Source organism: Planococcus massiliensis (assembly GCF_000821325.1).
Classification (GTDB): domain Bacteria; phylum Bacillota; class Bacilli; order Bacillales_A; family Planococcaceae; genus Planococcus; species Planococcus ruber.
The window spans coordinates 60,514-77,500 of record NZ_CCXS01000001.1; the positions used below are offsets into that span (position 1 = coordinate 60,514).

A 16,987-nucleotide genomic window follows, 5' to 3' on the forward strand; every position below is an offset into this window, starting at 1 on the left:
GTGTGATGCAGTGCCATTTATTTTACCATAGACAGCACCTGAAAAGTAGAAAAAAAACAGCCGTCCAGTTTAATGGATAGCTGCTTTGAATGTTCCGCCGTGCACTTCCTGCGTGTCCATGATGGTGACAAATGCGGTTGGATCAATGTCTGCCACAATCTGTTTGAGCTTTGAAATTTCCAAACGCGTGACGACGACATAAATGACATCTTTCGCCGATTCTTCAAAACCGCCTTTGCCGTGAAGTTTCGTCACGCTGCGGCCAAGGCGCGAATTGATGGCATCGCCCAGTTCGATAAATTCATCTGAAACAATGAGCACCGCTTTCGTATCGTCCAGGCCTTGAATCACCATGTCAATGGTTTTCGAAGCAATGTAATAAGTCAAAATCGAATACATCGCATGTTCCCATCCCAGCACGAAGCCGGCCCATAGGAAAATGAAAATATTGGCGAACATCACGAATTCACCGACTGAAAAAGGCAGTTTGCGCGTCAATAAAATGCCGAGGATTTCCGTCCCGTCCAGCGCGCCGCTATTGCGGATGACGAGCCCTACACCTGCACCCAGGATCAGACCGCCGAAAACCGTGGCAAGCAGCGGGTCATCGACCACTCCAGGAATCGGATGCAGGGGAAATTCGATAATGGCAAGCGCTACAATCGCAAAAATCGAAGAGAGAAAGAAGTTTTTTCCGATGTGTTTGTATCCAAAGAAGAGGAATGGCAGATTGATGACTACCATCAAAATACCGAAAGGAATCGGCGTCAAATAATCCAAAATCAATGAAATCCCGATGATCCCGCCATCGATGATCGAATTAGGCACTAAAAAAAGCTCAATTGCAACAGCAGCCATTGTCGCACCTAATAAAATAAGGCAAAAACGCCCGATAAAATGCCGAAAGGACTCCTTTTTATGTTCTTTTACCATCAAATCTCCCCTATGTGTTCGCCTTTGTCTGTTTAAGCTATTTTTTATTTTACCTTTTATCGGGACGTTTGTCTTGAAAGCGGTTTTAAAATGGCAAAAAAATGCTACACTATCCCTAAGGAGCGATGTTTGATGAATGGCAGCGAATTAGATCATTTTTACATGCAATTGGCAATGGAAGAAGCGGAAAAAGCAGCAGCAAAAGGGGAAGTGCCGATTGGGGCAGTCATCGTCCGGGACGGGGAAGTGATTGCACGGGCCCATAACCTTCGGGAGACGACGCAAAACGCCGTGACTCATGCCGAATTATTGGCCATCCAGGAAGCCTGCCAGAAACTCGGCAGCTGGCGATTGGAAAATACCCAGCTTTACGTAACGTTAGAGCCTTGTCCGATGTGTGCAGGGGCCATTCTGCAGTCGCGCATTCCGCGCGTTATTTACGGGGCACGCGATGTGAAAGCGGGCAGCGTTGATTCCCTCTACCGGCTATTGAACGATGAGCGCTTTAACCATCAATGCGACGTGACGGAAAACGTCTTGGCAGAAGAATGCGGCCAGCTATTGACGAATTTCTTCCGGGCCCTCCGGGAGAACAAAAAGAAGAAAAAGCGGGAGTCCCTATTGTAAAGGCGCTTCCGCTTTTTTCTCGCTTAAAAACTGTGCAATTAACTTGTTCACGATATAAGCCTGTTCATGATGCACCCAGTGGGTAGCCTCGCCGACAAAAACCAATTCGCTGTCGCGGCAGAAATTCAGGCTTTCTTTTGCAAGCATCGGAGATAGAAATTGATCCCCTAACCCCCAGATGATCCGCACCGGCACGCCAATTTTTTCTTCAGGCGTCTGCAGCATGCTGCCTTTTCGGATCGCCCGGTACCAATTGAGCATCGCGGTCAATGCCCCTGGCTGCGCCCAAGCGGATTGATAAGCGGAAATCTCCTCTTCCGAGAACGTGTTTGGCCGGCTCGTCGATACTAAACTGCTGACCATTGTTTTAAAATAGTCCGCTGCCAATGTTTTCTCTGGAAGCTCCGGCATTTGGAAAAAAGCGATATAGGAACTCTTCACCCATTGCGCCGGATTTTTCTTCATGACCCGCGGCATCGCCTTTGGATGCGGAATGTTGACGGCGATGAGCTGATCCACATATTGAGGCTTAGTGGCAGCCAAATGCCAGGCGACTGCACCTCCCCAATCGTGGCCGATAATGGTAGCGCTTGTTCGTTCAAACCCCTCGATCAACCCGACAATATCATCGCGCAATAAATCCAATGTATAGTTTTCGATGCCTGCCGGTTTGTCGCTCAAATTATAGCCGCGCTGGTCGGGCACGACGACGCGGTAGCCTTTCGCTGCCAGCGGTTCGATTTGATGGATCCAGCCATACCAGAATTCCGGGAAGCCGTGCAGCAGCACGACAAGCGGTCCGTTTTCCGGACCTGCCACTGCCGTATGCAAGGTAATGCCGTTCGTTTTGACGTATTCAAAAGAGACCTGTTCCACTTCCATCCTTCCTTTCGATTAGCGTTTCCCTTTCTTTACCCGCTTTCACCAAAATAAAGAGCCTGGAAACAATCTATTTCCAGGCTCTTCTCATTTAGTTTATTGGATGATTTCTTTGCCGCCCATGTAAGGACGCAGCACTTCAGGAATCAAGATGGTGCCGTCTTCCTGCTGGCAGTTTTCAAGCAAGGCGGCTACGGTGCGGCCGATCGCCAAGCCGCTGCCGTTTAACGTGTGGACAAATTCCGGCTTGCCATTTGCTTCGCGGCGGAATTTGACGTTCGCACGGCGAGCCTGGAAATCTTCAAAATTGCTGCAAGAAGAAATTTCGCGGTACATTTCCTGGCTCGGAATCCATACTTCGATGTCGTATTTCTTCGCAGCAGTGAAACCAAGGTCGGCCGTGCACATTTTCAAGACGCGGTAAGGAAGGCCAAGAAGCTGCAGCACTTTTTCCGCGTGCCCTGTCAGTTTCTCCAATTCATCATATGAATCTTCCGGCTTCACAAAGCGCACCAGCTCGACTTTATTGAATTGGTGCTGTCTGATTAACCCGCGTGTGTCACGCCCCGCAGAACCGGCTTCAGAGCGGAAATTCGCGCTATATGAAGCAAAGGCTTGCGGCAGCATGTCCGCTGATAGGATTTCGTCGCGGTAGAAGTTCGTTACCGGCACTTCAGATGTCGGAATCATGAAGTAATCCTCTTTTTCAATCAAGAACGCATCTTCTTCGAATTTCGGCAATTGGCCGGTACCGGTCAAGCTGTCGCGATTGACCATATACGGCGGCAGCATTTCCTCGTACCCATGCTCTTCCTGGTGAAGGTCCATCATGAAGTTGATCAGTGCGCGTTCAAGGCGTGCCCCTAGCCCGCGGTAAAAGACAAAACGGCTGCCCGTTACTTTTGCTGCACGTTCAAAATCGATGATGTTCAAATCTGTCCCCAGGTCCCAGTGCGGCTTCGCTTCAAAGGCGAATTCCGGCTTTGTTCCCCATGTACGGATTTCCACGTTGTCGTCTTCAGAATCGCCGACCGGCACGCTGTCATGCGGAATGTTCGGCACACGCATCATGATGTAATTCAGACGCTCTTCCACTTCACGCAATTCATCGTCAATCACTTTGATCTGGTCGCCGACTTCGCGCATTTTGGCAATTGCTTCGTCTGCGTTTTCTTTATTGCGCTTCATGAGGGCAATGTTTTGAGAAGCTTCGTTGCGCTCTGCTTTCAACTTCTCTGTTTGCGCAATCAATTCACGGCGTTTGGCATCCACTGTTTCAAAATCGTCCAGCACGGAAATGTCTTCCCCGCGCTTCGCCAGTTTCGTTTTCACTTCTTCAAAATTCGCACGTACATACTTAATGTCTAACATGTAAATTCCTCCTCTAAATTTTCGGTCCATGGAAAAAAGGCAACAAAAATAGCCCCCATCCCTTGGTAAAAGGGACGAGAGCTACCCGCGTTGCCACCCTGATTGACCGGCAAAAGCCAGTCCTCTTCATTACATAACGGCCTTTAAACCGGCAATGGCTTCTGTCGCCATGCAACTCAGGGGTGGATTCACACGCGCTTTTCACCGGTTCGCACCAACCACCGGCTCTCTTTGGAAAAACAGACGTCCTACTAGTTCCCATCAACGTTTCTACTTTTAAATTAATCATACTTTACTATAAATTGAATCGTTTGGCAAGAGAGCTTCCGCGGCGGGAGGAACCATGTTCAGAAAGTATTCCATGATCCGGTGGTCATCGGTCAATTCGGGATGGAACGAGCAGCCAAGAAACTGCCCGCTCCGCGCCATGACGATTTTCCCCTCATGTTCACACAGCACTTCAACCGATGGGCCGGCACGGACGATATGGGGTGCACGGATGAACACCGCTTCAAAAGCGCCGGCCATTCCTTTGATCGAGAGCGCTGCTTCAAAACTGTCCACTTGACGGCCAAACGAATTGCGCGCTACCACCACGTCCATCACCCCGAGATGCGGCTCTTCGTATCCAACCACCGCACCTGCCAATAAAATCAACCCGGCGCATGTGCCAAACAGTGGTTTGCCGGTTTCTGCAAACTCCCGCAACGGCTCCAACAAGCCGCAGCGATCAATGGACCGGCGAATCGCAGTGCTTTCGCCGCCAGGCAAAATCAGCGCGTCTAATCCTTCTAAATCTTTTGGGCGCTTTACCGCAACAGCTTCCGCCTTGCAGGCTTCAATTGACCGCATATGCTCACGGACCGCTCCTTGCAGCGCCAAGACTCCGATGCGTTTCATCTTACCAGCCCCGCTCTTGCATGCGTTCTCCCGCAGCGATGGTGGAAATTTCAATTCCTTTCATTGCGATGCCCAGGTCTTTTGAAAGCTCCGCGATCAATCGGTAGTCCTGGTAATGAGTCGTGGCTTCAACGATGGCACGGGCAAATTTTTCAGGATTTTCCGATTTGAAGATGCCGGATCCGACAAACACCCCATCGGCTCCCAGTTCCATCATCAATGCGGCATCCGCTGGCGTTGCCACACCGCCTGCCGCAAAATTCACGACCGGCAAACGCCCTAATTCTTTTACTTCTTTCAAAAATTCATACGAAGCCCCTAAGTTCCGCGCTTCCGTCATCAATTCGTCTTCGCTCATGGCCACCACTTTGCGCACCTCTGCATTCACTTGCCGCAAATGGCGCACTGCTTCGACGATATTGCCCGTTCCCGGTTCGCCTTTTGTCCGGAGCATGGAGGCTCCTTCGCCAATGCGGCGTGCGGCTTCGCCTAAATTGCGGCAGCCGCAGACAAATGGCACCGTATATGTATTTTTTAACAAATGGAATTCTTCATCTGCCGGCGTCAATACTTCGCTTTCATCAATGTAGTCAACGCCCATCGCTTCCAGCACACGAGCTTCCACAATATGGCCAATACGCGCTTTGGCCATCACCGGGATCGAGACCGCCTTCATCACTTCTTCGGTAATGCGCGGATCCGCCATCCGGGCAACGCCGCCGTCTCTCCGGATATCTGAAGGCACGCGTTCTAATGCCATGACAGCGGTAGCACCTGCAGCTTCCGCAATCCGTGCTTGGTCCGCGTTGACCACATCCATGATAACGCCGCCTTTTTGCATTTCGGCCATGCCGCGTTTAACGCGATTAGTTCCTTGTTCACTCATTCCAAATTCCCTCCTCTTTTCTTTACACCTTCAGTATAATAAAGAGTGACCATATAAAAAGAACCAGTTTCATATAAATTCGTAAGGTCAGATAGGAGAATCTTATGGACATGCTGATGTTTCAACTTAAACGCGACGGTGCCATTCCTTTATACAAACAGCTTTACGAAGAAATCAAACAAGCCATCATCAGCGGCAAAATTTCGGTCGGCGTCAAATTGCCCAGCAAGCGCAAGCTTTCCGATTTTCTGGACATTAGCCAAACGACCGTTGAACTGGCGTATGGACAGCTTGTCGCTGAGGGGTTTATTGAAGCGCGGGACCGGAAAGGCTATTATGCCCAAGCCATTGAAGAACTGGCTTATCTCGACCTCCCGCAGGAAGAGCCGGTTCAGAGAGAGCATTTCGTGTATCAATATGATTTCAACTCCGGAAAAATTGATACACAGTCCTTTCCATTTGCGGCGTGGCGAAAAATCGCCAAAGAAGTGATGGACGAGAGCAACCACGAACTGCTTCTTTCCGGCCATCCGCAAGGAGATGAGGAGCTCCGCCAGGAAATTGCCCGTTATTTATTTCAATCGAGAGGGGTCGTCTGCGATAAAGACCAACTTATTATCGGCTCCGGTACCGAGCAATTGATGCCGCTGTTGATCCGGCTGCTGGATAAACATGTCGTCTATGGCTTTGAAAATCCAGGATACCCGCTCACGCACACCATTTTTGCCCACTATGACCGGAAAGCCGTGCCGATTGCGGTTGAAGAAGACGGCATTGATATTAGCGAATTAGAAAATTCCGCTGTGGATGTCGCTTACGTGACGCCTTCCCACCAATTTCCGAGCGGTTCGGTCTTGAGTGCAGCGAAACGGGCCCAATTATTGAACTGGGCGGCAGCGAAAACGGAACGGTTCATTATCGAAGACGATTACGACAGTGAATTCCGTTACACAAGCCGCCCCATCCCTGCCTTGCAAAGCATGGATTTGAGCGGCCGGGTCATCTACCTCAGCACCTTTTCCAAATCGTTGATGCCTTCCTTGCGCATCGCTTACATGGTGCTGCCGAAACGGCTGCTTGCCGCGTATCAGCAGACGTTTCTTCATTATTCCTCTTCCGTTCCGCGCACCGATCAGCAAATCGTCGCTGAATTTATGAAAGAGGGCCATTTTTCGCGCCACTTGAATCGCATGCGGAAACTTTATAAAAAAAAATTAGAACAGCTGACTTCCGCGTTGGCTCCGTATGCACCGGCAGTTACAGTTTCGGGCGAACAGGCAGGCATGCACATCGTATTGACCATCGAGACCCCCTTCTCCGAAAAAGAGTTGCTTGAGCTGGCCAAACAGCACAAAATCCGGGTCTTCGGCTTGGAATCCTACGATATTTTTGGACGAACACTTACCCCGCCAAAGATTGTCCTCGGTTTTGGCGGCTTATCAGAAGCGGAAATTGAACAAGGCATTGCCAAATTAATGCACTGCTGGGGAATCGATCCCCTTTAAAAGCACAAAAAAGCAGTTCCCTTATTTAGAAGGGGAACTGCTTTTGATTAGAATAAACCTGTAACGAAATCAACGGCTCCAACCCACATAGTAGAGAAGAAGCTTCCGACTGCTTGCATCGATAGAGAGAACCAGTTGGCGCGCTCTACTTTTTCAGTTGTAACGACTTCAGCTCCAGCATTTTTTCCATCCAGGTAGCCATAATCGGTGCCTTCCGTTTTTGCCACTTTAACCGAGCCGACCACTTTGTCTTTATCAACGCCAGCTTCCATTTCTCCGTCAGCCAGCACAGATTCATCGATCACCAATTCCGGCTTGTAAGAATCTTTGTCTACTGTGCGGATCAACATCTTAATCGGTTCTTTGACCGCAATATTTACTTTGTCTTCCTTGCCTTTTGTGACAGGCAAAGTTTCTTTTCCTTCAAACTGATAGCCGGCTGGCACGATTTCTTCAGTCGTGAATTGGCCGAAACCGAAATCAAATAAGGCACGTGTTGCATCAAAACGGGCTTTGTAAGAACCGACGCCTTCGCTATCCACAGCTTTCATCACAACGGCAATAAGGCGCGTGTCTCCACGTTTCGCTGTACCGGTAAAACTGTGTCCTGCAAAATCCGTCGTTCCTGTTTTCAGGCCGTCTACACCTTCGTATTCATAGATTAAACCAGGAAGCATCGAATTCCAGTTTTCCATGTTCGTTGCATCATCCGTGCCTTCACGGAAAACTTTTTGGGGAATCTTCGTTGTTTCTAAAACTTCAGGATACGTGTCCAACAAAGTTTTCGCTAAAAGAGCGACCGACCGAGCCGGCATGACGTTTTCATCTGTAGGGCCTGTACCTTCCGGCTGCATCCCCATCAAGTCTTTATTGCTCAAGCCTGTCGAATTGACGAATTTTGTATCTTTCAAACCGAACTCAGCGGCTTTTTCATTCATCAATCGAACGAATTCGCCTTCTGTACCTGCAATTGTTTCCGCAATTCCGATCGTTGCTGCATTCGCAGAATAGATCGCCATTGCTTCATAAAGTTCTTGGATCGTGTAGCTTTCATCTTTGCGCAAAGGAACATTGCTCAAACGCAAGTCCTGGGATATTTTGTAAGTATAGTCCGTCACTTTGTATTCCTGATCCCAAGTAATGCGGCCTTCTTCAATCGCTTCAAACAATAAATACTCTGTCATCATCTTTGTCATACTGGCAATTCCAAGCGGTGCTTCAGAATTTTGTTCGTATAATATTTTCCCTGTCTCAGCATCAACCAAAATTGCAGCATCCGCCATTATATTCAATGAATTCTCCGCTTTAGCTTGCTGCGGAATGATAATTGTCGTTAAGAAAACAGCCATTACAGTAAGCAACATCGTCATTTTTAAAACATTCTTCACCTGTATAAATACCTCCATCTATAAGTTTACCCATGCTATTCTATCATATTATATTGGTCCTGAAACAAAAACATGTAAAAAGCACCCTTTGCGCCTAAAATTAGACGAAAAAGGGTGCTGAAAGGTTTACTTATTACGAAATGGAATAGTTAGGTGACTCTTTTGTGATTTGAACATCATGCGGATGGCTTTCACGCAATCCAGCGCCAGTCATACGGATAAATTGAGCTTCTTCGCGCAAGGTCTGCAAATCTTTTGTTCCGCAATACCCCATGCCCGCACGAATGCCTCCTAGCAACTGATGGATTGTATCTGATAAAGGCCCTTTATATGGCAGACGACCTTCGATGCCTTCTGGAACCAATTTTTTGGCATCATCTTGGAAGTAGCGGTCTTTCGAACCTTTTTCCATCGATGCGATGGAACCCATTCCGCGGTAAGTCTTGAAACGGCGTCCTTGGAAAATTTCAGTTTCCCCAGGGCTTTCAGTCGTACCCGCGAGCAAGCTTCCTAACATCACGACATGGCCGCCAGCAGCCAATGCTTTGATAATATCGCCAGAATACTTGATGCCGCCATCGGCGATAATCGCTTTGCCGTGTTTGCGTGCTTCTGTTGCACAATCGTAAACAGCAGTGATTTGAGGGACCCCTACACCAGCAACCACGCGTGTTGTACAAATCGAACCTGGTCCGATCCCCACTTTAACGACGTCAGCTCCTGCTTCAATCAATGCTTTTGTGCCTTCTGCAGTTGCTACATTTCCTGCAATGATGGCCAGATCCGGATACATTTGACGGATTTGCTGCACCATATCTAGAACACCTTTGGAATGCCCATGCGCTGTATCTAAGACGATTACGTCAACAGATGCTTTCACTAATTGCTCTACGCGTTTCATCGTATCGGAAGTAACGCCAACAGCAGCGCCAACAAGCAAGCGTCCGTGTGCATCTTTAGCAGCGATTGGGAATTCAATGACTTTCTCGATATCCTTGATTGTGATTAGGCCTTTTAATACGCCATCGTTGTCCACAATCGGCAATTTTTCAATTTTATACTGCTGAAGGATTTTTTCCGCATCTTCCAGCGTAGTGCCCACTGGAGCCGTCACTAATTTTTCCCTCGTCATCACTTCATTGATCTGCAAAGAATAATCTTGGATGAAACGCAGATCCCGGTTTGTGATAATTCCTACCAATTTCTGCTCTTCTTCATTGTTTACAATCGGCACCCCTGAAATACGGTATTTCCCCATCAAATGTTCCGCATCAAACACTTGATGCGTTGGAGTTAAGAAGAAAGGATCGGTAATAACACCATTTTCAGAACGTTTTACAGTAGTTACTTGTTCCGCTTGTTCTTCGATGCTCATGTTTTTATGGATAATCCCTAATCCGCCTTGACGTGCCATTGAAATAGCCATCTTCGCCTCTGTTACAGTATCCATGCCGGCACTGATGATCGGTATATTCAGCTTGATCGTAGAAGTTAATTCCACCGATAAACTTACGTCTTTCGGCAATACTTCTGATCGAGCTGGCACAAGCAATACATCATCGAACGTTAAACCTTCTTTTACAAATTTAGACTCCCACATTATGGACCCGCCTCCTGCTTCCTTTTAAATATTATTGTAAGGTTATCAGCGCCGCTATGCAGTGTCAAGGAAACCCGAAGAAGAAAAAGTATTCGGACTTCTTGATGAAAGCATTTTTTGATTTCTTCTTCCATTTTTAGTGGAGAAGTTGGCGAAGCATATTGTTTAACCTCCTTGCCTTCTTTATAGATCAGAAATTTAGTAGAATTCCATTCTTCCATTAGGCTAGGCTTCAAGGTTTCAAATTGATAAACTACACTCATTTTTATTTGTCTTTTCAGTTTCTTTTAGAGTTTATCCAAAAATAGTGAGTGACAAAAAATTTGATTAATAACAAAAAAGCCGTTACCGGCTACGGTAACGACTGATTCAGGGCCCAGCGACGTCCTACTCTCACAGGGGGAAACCCCCAACTACCATCGGCGCAAAAGAGCTTAACTTCCGTGTTCGGGATGGGAACGGTTTCCGTAAACAAAGTTGGTTAAGTCCTCGATCGATTAGTATTCGTCAGCTGCACGTGTCGCCACGCTTCCACCTCGAACCTATCTACCTCATCGTCTTTGAGGGATCTTACTTGCTTGCGCAATGGGAAATCTCATCTTGAGGGGGGCTTCGTGCTTAGATGCTTTCAGCACTTATCCCGGCCACACATAGCTACCCAGCGATGCCCTTGGCAGAACAACTGGTACACCAGCGGTGTGTCCATCCCGGTCCTCTCGTACTAAGGACAGCTCCTCTCAAATTTCCTGCGCCCGCGACGGATAGGGACCGAACTGTCTCACGACGTTCTGAACCCAGCTCGCGTACCGCTTTAATGGGCGAACAGCCCAACCCTTGGGACCGACTACAGCCCCAGGATGCGATGAGCCGACATCGAGGTGCCAAACCTCCCCGTCGATGTGGACTCTTGGGGGAGATAAGCCTGTTATCCCCGGGGTAGCTTTTATCCGTTGAGCGATGGCCCTTCCATGCGGAACCACCGGATCACTAAGCCCGTCTTTCGACCCTGCTCGACCTGTACGTCTCGCAGTCAAGCTCCCTTGTGCCTTTACACTCTGCGAATGATTTCCAACCATTCTGAGGGAACCTTTGGGCGCCTCCGTTACTCTTTAGGAGGCGACCGCCCCAGTCAAACTGCCCGCCTGACACTGTCTCCCACCCCGATCAGGGGTGTGGGTTAGAATTTCAATACAACCAGGGTAGTATCCCACCGACGCCTCCTCCGAAGCTGGCGCTCCGGGCTCAAAGGCTCCTACCTATCCTGTACAAGTTGCACCAAAATTCAATATCAGGCTACAGTAAAGCTCCACGGGGTCTTTCCGTCCTGTCGCGGGTAACCTGCATCTTCACAGGTACTATAATTTCACCGAGTCTCTCGTTGAGACAGTGCCCAGATCGTTACGCCTTTCGTGCGGGTCGGAACTTACCCGACAAGGAATTTCGCTACCTTAGGACCGTTATAGTTACGGCCGCCGTTTACTGGGGCTTCAGTTCGCACCTTCGCTTGCGCTAAGCACTCCCCTTAACCTTCCAGCACCGGGCAGGCGTCAGCCCCTATACGTCACCTTACGGTTTTGCAGAGACCTGTGTTTTTGCTAAACAGTCGCCTGGGCCTATTCACTGCGGCTCTCTCGGGCTATTCACCCTACCAGAGCACCCCTTCTCCCGAAGTTACGGGGTCATTTTGCCGAGTTCCTTAACGAGAGTTCACTCGCTCACCTTAGAATTCTCTTCTCGCCTACCTGTGTCGGTTTGCGGTACGGGCACCTCCCGCCTCGCTAGAGGCTTTTCTTGGCAGTGTGAAATCAGGGACTCGAGGATGAATCCTCTCGCCATCACAGCTTAACGTATCAGGAATGGGATTTGCCTCATTCCACGCCTCACTGCTTGGACGCGCACAACCAACGGCGCGCTCGCCTTATCCTTCTGCGTCCCCCCATTGCTCAAACGGCGGGGAGGTGGTACAGGAATATCAACCTGTTGTCCATCGTCTACGCCTATCGGCCTCGACTTAGGTCCCGACTGACCCTGAGCGGACGAGCCTTCCTCAGGAAACCTTAGGCATTCGGTGGACGGGATTCTCACCCGTCTTTCGTTACTCATACCGGCATTCTCACTTCTAAGCGCTCCACCAGTCCTTCCGGTCTGACTTCAACGCCCTTAGAACGCTCTCCTACCACGGACCTCAGACGAGGTCCATCCACAGCTTCGGTAATCCGTTTAGCCCCGGTACATTTTCGGCGCAGTGTCACTCGACCAGTGAGCTATTACGCACTCTTTAAATGATGGCTGCTTCTAAGCCAACATCCTGGTTGTCTAAGCAACGCCACATCCTTTTCCACTTAACGGATATTTGGGGACCTTAGCTGGTGGTCTGGGCTGTTTCCCTCTTGACTACGGATCTTATCACTCGCAGTCTGACTCCCAATCATAAATCACTGGCATTCGGAGTTTGTCTGAATTCGGTAACCCGGGATGGGCCCCTAGTCCAAACAGTGCTCTACCTCCAGGATTCTCAAAGATTGAGGCTAGCCCTAAAGCTATTTCGGAGAGAACCAGCTATCTCCAGGTTCGATTGGAATTTCTCCGCTACCCACACCTCATCCCCGCACTTTTCAACGTGCGTGGGTTCGGGCCTCCAGTAAGTGTTACCTTACCTTCACCCTGGACATGGGTAGATCACCTGGTTTCGGGTCTACAACTGCATACTCATGCGCCCTATTCAGACTCGCTTTCGCTGCGGCTCCGCCTTCTCAGCTTAACCTTGCATGCAATCGTAACTCGCCGGTTCATTCTACAAAAGGCACGCCATCACCCATAAACGGGCTTTGACTACTTGTAGGCACACGGTTTCAGGATCTGTTTCACTCCCCTTCCGGGGTGCTTTTCACCTTTCCCTCACGGTACTGGTTCACTATCGGTCACTAGGGAGTATTTAGCCTTGGGAGATGGTCCTCCCGGATTCCGACGGAATTTCACGTGTTCCGCCGTACTCAGGATCCACTCGGGAGATCCGAACTTTTCAGCTACAGGGCTGTTACCTTGTGCCGCGGACCGTTCCAGGTCGCTTCGCTTAAATTCGGATTTTGTAACTCCACATTGAGTGTCCTACAACCCCAAGAGGCAAGCCTCTTGGTTTGGGCTGTTCCCGTTTCGCTCGCCGCTACTCAGGGAATCGCATTTGCTTTCTCTTCCTCCAGGTACTTAGATGTTTCAGTTCCCTGGGTCTGCCTTCTCATGTGCTATGAATTCACACATGGATACCGCCCCATTAAAGGCGGTGGGTTCCCCCATTCGGAAATCTCCGGATCACAGCTCACTTACAGCTCCCCGAAGCATATCGGTGTTAGTGCCGTCCTTCTTCGGCTCCTAGTGCCAAGGCATTCACCGTGCGCCCTTTCTAACTTAACCAAGTGGTTGGTTAAAAAGTTGATCCCAATTGGGATCGTGCTTACAGAAAATCGCTTGTTTCACTTTGTTTCAATGTCGTTCTATCCAGTTTTCAAAGAACAAGTTTGAACGTTCCCCCGGCTTTCGCCTGAAGGTGAACCTTCAAAACTGAACGCAAAACGTCAACCCAAGAGCTGCGCTCTTGGTTCCGAATAAATCCTTAGAAAGGAGGTGATCCAGCCGCACCTTCCGATACGGCTACCTTGTTACGACTTCACCCCAATCATCTGTCCCACCTTCGGCGGCTGGCTCCCATAAGGGTTACCCCACCGACTTGTTCACTCAAAACTGGATAGGCGACATTGAAACGGGTGAAACCGCTGGTTTCCGTAAACAAAGTTGGTTAAGTCCTCGATCGATTAGTATTCGTCAGCTGCACGTGTCGCCACGCTTCCACCTCGAACCTATCTACCTCATCGTCTTTGAGGGATCTTACTTGCTTGCGCAATGGGAAATCTCATCTTGAGGGGGGCTTCGTGCTTAGATGCTTTCAGCACTTATCCCGGCCACACATAGCTACCCAGCGATGCCCTTGGCAGAACAACTGGTACACCAGCGGTGTGTCCATCCCGGTCCTCTCGTACTAAGGACAGCTCCTCTCAAATTTCCTGCGCCCGCGACGGATAGGGACCGAACTGTCTCACGACGTTCTGAACCCAGCTCGCGTACCGCTTTAATGGGCGAACAGCCCAACCCTTGGGACCGACTACAGCCCCAGGATGCGATGAGCCGACATCGAGGTGCCAAACCTCCCCGTCGATGTGGACTCTTGGGGGAGATAAGCCTGTTATCCCCGGGGTAGCTTTTATCCGTTGAGCGATGGCCCTTCCATGCGGAACCACCGGATCACTAAGCCCGTCTTTCGACCCTGCTCGACCTGTACGTCTCGCAGTCAAGCTCCCTTGTGCCTTTACACTCTGCGAATGATTTCCAACCATTCTGAGGGAACCTTTGGGCGCCTCCGTTACTCTTTAGGAGGCGACCGCCCCAGTCAAACTGCCCGCCTGACACTGTCTCCCACCCCGATCAGGGGTGTGGGTTAGAATTTCAATACAACCAGGGTAGTATCCCACCGACGCCTCCTCCGAAGCTGGCGCTCCGGGCTCAAAGGCTCCTACCTATCCTGTACAAGTTGCACCAAAATTCAATATCAGGCTACAGTAAAGCTCCACGGGGTCTTTCCGTCCTGTCGCGGGTAACCTGCATCTTCACAGGTACTATAATTTCACCGAGTCTCTCGTTGAGACAGTGCCCAGATCGTTACGCCTTTCGTGCGGGTCGGAACTTACCCGACAAGGAATTTCGCTACCTTAGGACCGTTATAGTTACGGCCGCCGTTTACTGGGGCTTCAGTTCGCACCTTCGCTTGCGCTAAGCACTCCCCTTAACCTTCCAGCACCGGGCAGGCGTCAGCCCCTATACGTCACCTTACGGTTTTGCAGAGACCTGTGTTTTTGCTAAACAGTCGCCTGGGCCTATTCACTGCGGCTCTCTCGGGCTATTCACCCTACCAGAGCACCCCTTCTCCCGAAGTTACGGGGTCATTTTGCCGAGTTCCTTAACGAGAGTTCACTCGCTCACCTTAGAATTCTCTTCTCGCCTACCTGTGTCGGTTTGCGGTACGGGCACCTCCCGCCTCGCTAGAGGCTTTTCTTGGCAGTGTGAAATCAGGGACTCGAGGATGAATCCTCTCGCCATCACAGCTTAACGTATCAGGAATGGGATTTGCCTCATTCCACGCCTCACTGCTTGGACGCGCACAACCAACGGCGCGCTCGCCTTATCCTTCTGCGTCCCCCCATTGCTCAAACGGCGGGGAGGTGGTACAGGAATATCAACCTGTTGTCCATCGTCTACGCCTATCGGCCTCGACTTAGGTCCCGACTGACCCTGAGCGGACGAGCCTTCCTCAGGAAACCTTAGGCATTCGGTGGACGGGATTCTCACCCGTCTTTCGTTACTCATACCGGCATTCTCACTTCTAAGCGCTCCACCAGTCCTTCCGGTCTGACTTCAACGCCCTTAGAACGCTCTCCTACCACGGACCTCAGACGAGGTCCATCCACAGCTTCGGTAATCCGTTTAGCCCCGGTACATTTTCGGCGCAGTGTCACTCGACCAGTGAGCTATTACGCACTCTTTAAATGATGGCTGCTTCTAAGCCAACATCCTGGTTGTCTAAGCAACGCCACATCCTTTTCCACTTAACGGATATTTGGGGACCTTAGCTGGTGGTCTGGGCTGTTTCCCTCTTGACTACGGATCTTATCACTCGCAGTCTGACTCCCAATCATAAATCACTGGCATTCGGAGTTTGTCTGAATTCGGTAACCCGGGATGGGCCCCTAGTCCAAACAGTGCTCTACCTCCAGGATTCTCAAAGATTGAGGCTAGCCCTAAAGCTATTTCGGAGAGAACCAGCTATCTCCAGGTTCGATTGGAATTTCTCCGCTACCCACACCTCATCCCCGCACTTTTCAACGTGCGTGGGTTCGGGCCTCCAGTAAGTGTTACCTTACCTTCACCCTGGACATGGGTAGATCACCTGGTTTCGGGTCTACAACTGCATACTCATGCGCCCTATTCAGACTCGCTTTCGCTGCGGCTCCGCCTTCTCAGCTTAACCTTGCATGCAATCGTAACTCGCCGGTTCATTCTACAAAAGGCACGCCATCACCCATAAACGGGCTTTGACTACTTGTAGGCACACGGTTTCAGGATCTGTTTCACTCCCCTTCCGGGGTGCTTTTCACCTTTCCCTCACGGTACTGGTTCACTATCGGTCACTAGGGAGTATTTAGCCTTGGGAGATGGTCCTCCCGGATTCCGACGGAATTTCACGTGTTCCGCCGTACTCAGGATCCACTCGGGAGATCCGAACTTTTCAGCTACAGGGCTGTTACCTTGTGCCGCGGACCGTTCCAGGTCGCTTCGCTTAAATTCGGATTTTGTAACTCCACATTGAGTGTCCTACAACCCCAAGAGGCAAGCCTCTTGGTTTGGGCTGTTCCCGTTTCGCTCGCCGCTACTCAGGGAATCGCATTTGCTTTCTCTTCCTCCAGGTACTTAGATGTTTCAGTTCCCTGGGTCTGCCTTCTCATGTGCTATGAATTCACACATGGATACCGCCCCATTAAAGGCGGTGGGTTCCCCCATTCGGAAATCTCCGGATCACAGCTCACTTACAGCTCCCCGAAGCATATCGGTGTTAGTGCCGTCCTTCTTCGGCTCCTAGTGCCAAGGCATTCACCGTGCGCCCTTTCTAACTTAACCAAGTGGTTTGTTAAAAAGTTGATCCCGGCTGGGATCGTGCTTACAGAAAATCGCTTGTTTCACTTTGTTTCAATGTCGTTCTATCCAGTTTTCAAAGAACAAGTTCATAAATAATAAATGATTGGTGGAGCCTAGCGGGATCGAACCGCTGACCTCCTGCGTGCAAGGCAGGCGC

General features: G+C 49.9%; 10 protein-coding genes, 1 tRNA gene, 1 rRNA gene and 2 other annotated features (1 of these 14 cut by a window edge). Of the genes, 2 read left to right on the plus strand and 10 right to left on the minus strand.

All coding sequences use genetic code 11. The features are described 5' to 3' along the window. Positions 1 to 69: 69 nt before the first annotated feature. Entirely contained in the window at positions 70 to 933 is an 864-nt protein-coding gene (locus BN1080_RS00295; RefSeq protein WP_052649542.1) for a YitT family protein, read from the minus strand. A gap of 132 nt (positions 934 to 1,065) precedes the next feature. On the opposite strand from BN1080_RS00295, the gene tadA reads away from it, so the two are divergent. Beyond that, positions 1,066 to 1,560 carry a tRNA adenosine(34) deaminase TadA gene (gene tadA, locus BN1080_RS00300; RefSeq protein ID WP_052649543.1) on the plus strand — a complete coding sequence of 165 codons (495 nt, stop codon included), beginning with the start codon at positions 1,066 to 1,068 and terminating at the stop codon, positions 1,558 to 1,560. Here tadA and BN1080_RS00305 read toward each other — a convergent pair. The 4 genes from BN1080_RS00305 to pdxS form a co-directional block, all read right to left on the minus strand. After that, entirely contained in the window at positions 1,552 to 2,436 is an 885-nt protein-coding gene (locus BN1080_RS00305) for an alpha/beta fold hydrolase (protein ID WP_052654262.1), read from the minus strand. The two genes, tadA and BN1080_RS00305, sit on opposite strands and share 9 nt — an antisense overlap. A 99-nt stretch (positions 2,437 to 2,535) precedes the next feature. Then, complete coding sequence (gene serS, locus BN1080_RS00310) at positions 2,536 to 3,810, minus strand: serine--tRNA ligase (protein ID WP_052649544.1); 1,275 nt, start codon at positions 3,808 to 3,810, stop codon at positions 2,536 to 2,538. Between the two features lie 67 nt (positions 3,811 to 3,877). Continuing rightward, positions 3,878 to 4,084, minus strand: a binding site (T-box leader). Between the two features lie 11 nt (positions 4,085 to 4,095). After that, positions 4,096 to 4,710 carry a pyridoxal 5'-phosphate synthase glutaminase subunit PdxT gene (pdxT, locus tag BN1080_RS00315; RefSeq protein ID WP_052649545.1) on the minus strand — a complete coding sequence of 205 codons (615 nt, stop codon included), beginning with the start codon at positions 4,708 to 4,710 and terminating at the stop codon, positions 4,096 to 4,098. 1 nt (position 4,711) lies between these two features. Beyond that, positions 4,712 to 5,596, minus strand: a complete 885-nt coding sequence (pdxS, locus tag BN1080_RS00320) for a pyridoxal 5'-phosphate synthase lyase subunit PdxS (RefSeq protein ID WP_052649546.1) — start codon at positions 5,594 to 5,596, stop codon at positions 4,712 to 4,714. Between the two features lie 104 nt (positions 5,597 to 5,700). Here pdxS and pdxR point away from each other — a divergent pair, with 104 nt between their 5' ends. Further along, complete coding sequence (pdxR, locus tag BN1080_RS00325; protein WP_052649547.1) at positions 5,701 to 7,101, plus strand: MocR-like pyridoxine biosynthesis transcription factor PdxR; 1,401 nt, start codon at positions 5,701 to 5,703, stop codon at positions 7,099 to 7,101. A gap of 47 nt (positions 7,102 to 7,148) precedes the next feature. Here the strand turns inward: pdxR and BN1080_RS00330 are convergent, their stop codons facing one another. From BN1080_RS00330 to BN1080_RS00360, 5 genes are all read right to left on the minus strand, one after another. Next, complete coding sequence (locus BN1080_RS00330) at positions 7,149 to 8,507, minus strand: serine hydrolase (protein ID WP_199876563.1); 1,359 nt, start codon at positions 8,505 to 8,507, stop codon at positions 7,149 to 7,151. Positions 8,508 to 8,622: 115 nt separating this feature from the next. Further along, entirely contained in the window at positions 8,623 to 10,089 is a 1,467-nt protein-coding gene (gene guaB, locus BN1080_RS00335; RefSeq protein ID WP_052649549.1) for an IMP dehydrogenase, read from the minus strand. After that, positions 10,089 to 10,310, minus strand: a complete 222-nt coding sequence (locus BN1080_RS00340; protein WP_199876564.1) for a hypothetical protein — start codon at positions 10,308 to 10,310, stop codon at positions 10,089 to 10,091. Before BN1080_RS00340 ends, guaB begins: the two co-directional genes overlap by 1 nt. Positions 10,311 to 10,463: 153 nt before the next feature. Further along, positions 10,464 to 13,500: a sequence feature (most likely nonfunctional fraction of RNA operon), on the minus strand. Positions 13,501 to 13,878: 378 nt separating this feature from the next. Next, a 23S ribosomal RNA gene (locus BN1080_RS00355) occupies positions 13,879 to 16,812 on the minus strand. A gap of 122 nt (positions 16,813 to 16,934) precedes the next feature. Further along, positions 16,935 to 16,987 (minus strand) — tRNA-Ala (locus tag BN1080_RS00360); it runs 23 nt beyond the window's last position.

Coding starts and splice junctions, on each gene's coding strand:
- BN1080_RS00340 (WP_199876564.1), bottom strand. CDS start 10,310: ATGGAAGAATGGAATTCTACTAAATTTCTGATCTATAAAGAAGGCAAG.
- BN1080_RS00330 (WP_199876563.1), bottom strand. CDS start 8,507: ATGGAGGTATTTATACAGGTGAAGAATGTTTTAAAAATGACGATGTTG.
- serS (WP_052649544.1), bottom strand. CDS start 3,810: ATGTTAGACATTAAGTATGTACGTGCGAATTTTGAAGAAGTGAAAACG.
- pdxR (WP_052649547.1), top strand. CDS start 5,701: ATGGACATGCTGATGTTTCAACTTAAACGCGACGGTGCCATTCCTTTA.
- pdxT (WP_052649545.1), bottom strand. CDS start 4,710: ATGAAACGCATCGGAGTCTTGGCGCTGCAAGGAGCGGTCCGTGAGCAT.
- pdxS (WP_052649546.1), bottom strand. CDS start 5,596: ATGAGTGAACAAGGAACTAATCGCGTTAAACGCGGCATGGCCGAAATG.
- guaB (WP_052649549.1), bottom strand. CDS start 10,089: ATGTGGGAGTCTAAATTTGTAAAAGAAGGTTTAACGTTCGATGATGTA.
- tadA (WP_052649543.1), top strand. CDS start 1,066: ATGAATGGCAGCGAATTAGATCATTTTTACATGCAATTGGCAATGGAA.
- BN1080_RS00295 (WP_052649542.1), bottom strand. CDS start 933: ATGGTAAAAGAACATAAAAAGGAGTCCTTTCGGCATTTTATCGGGCGT.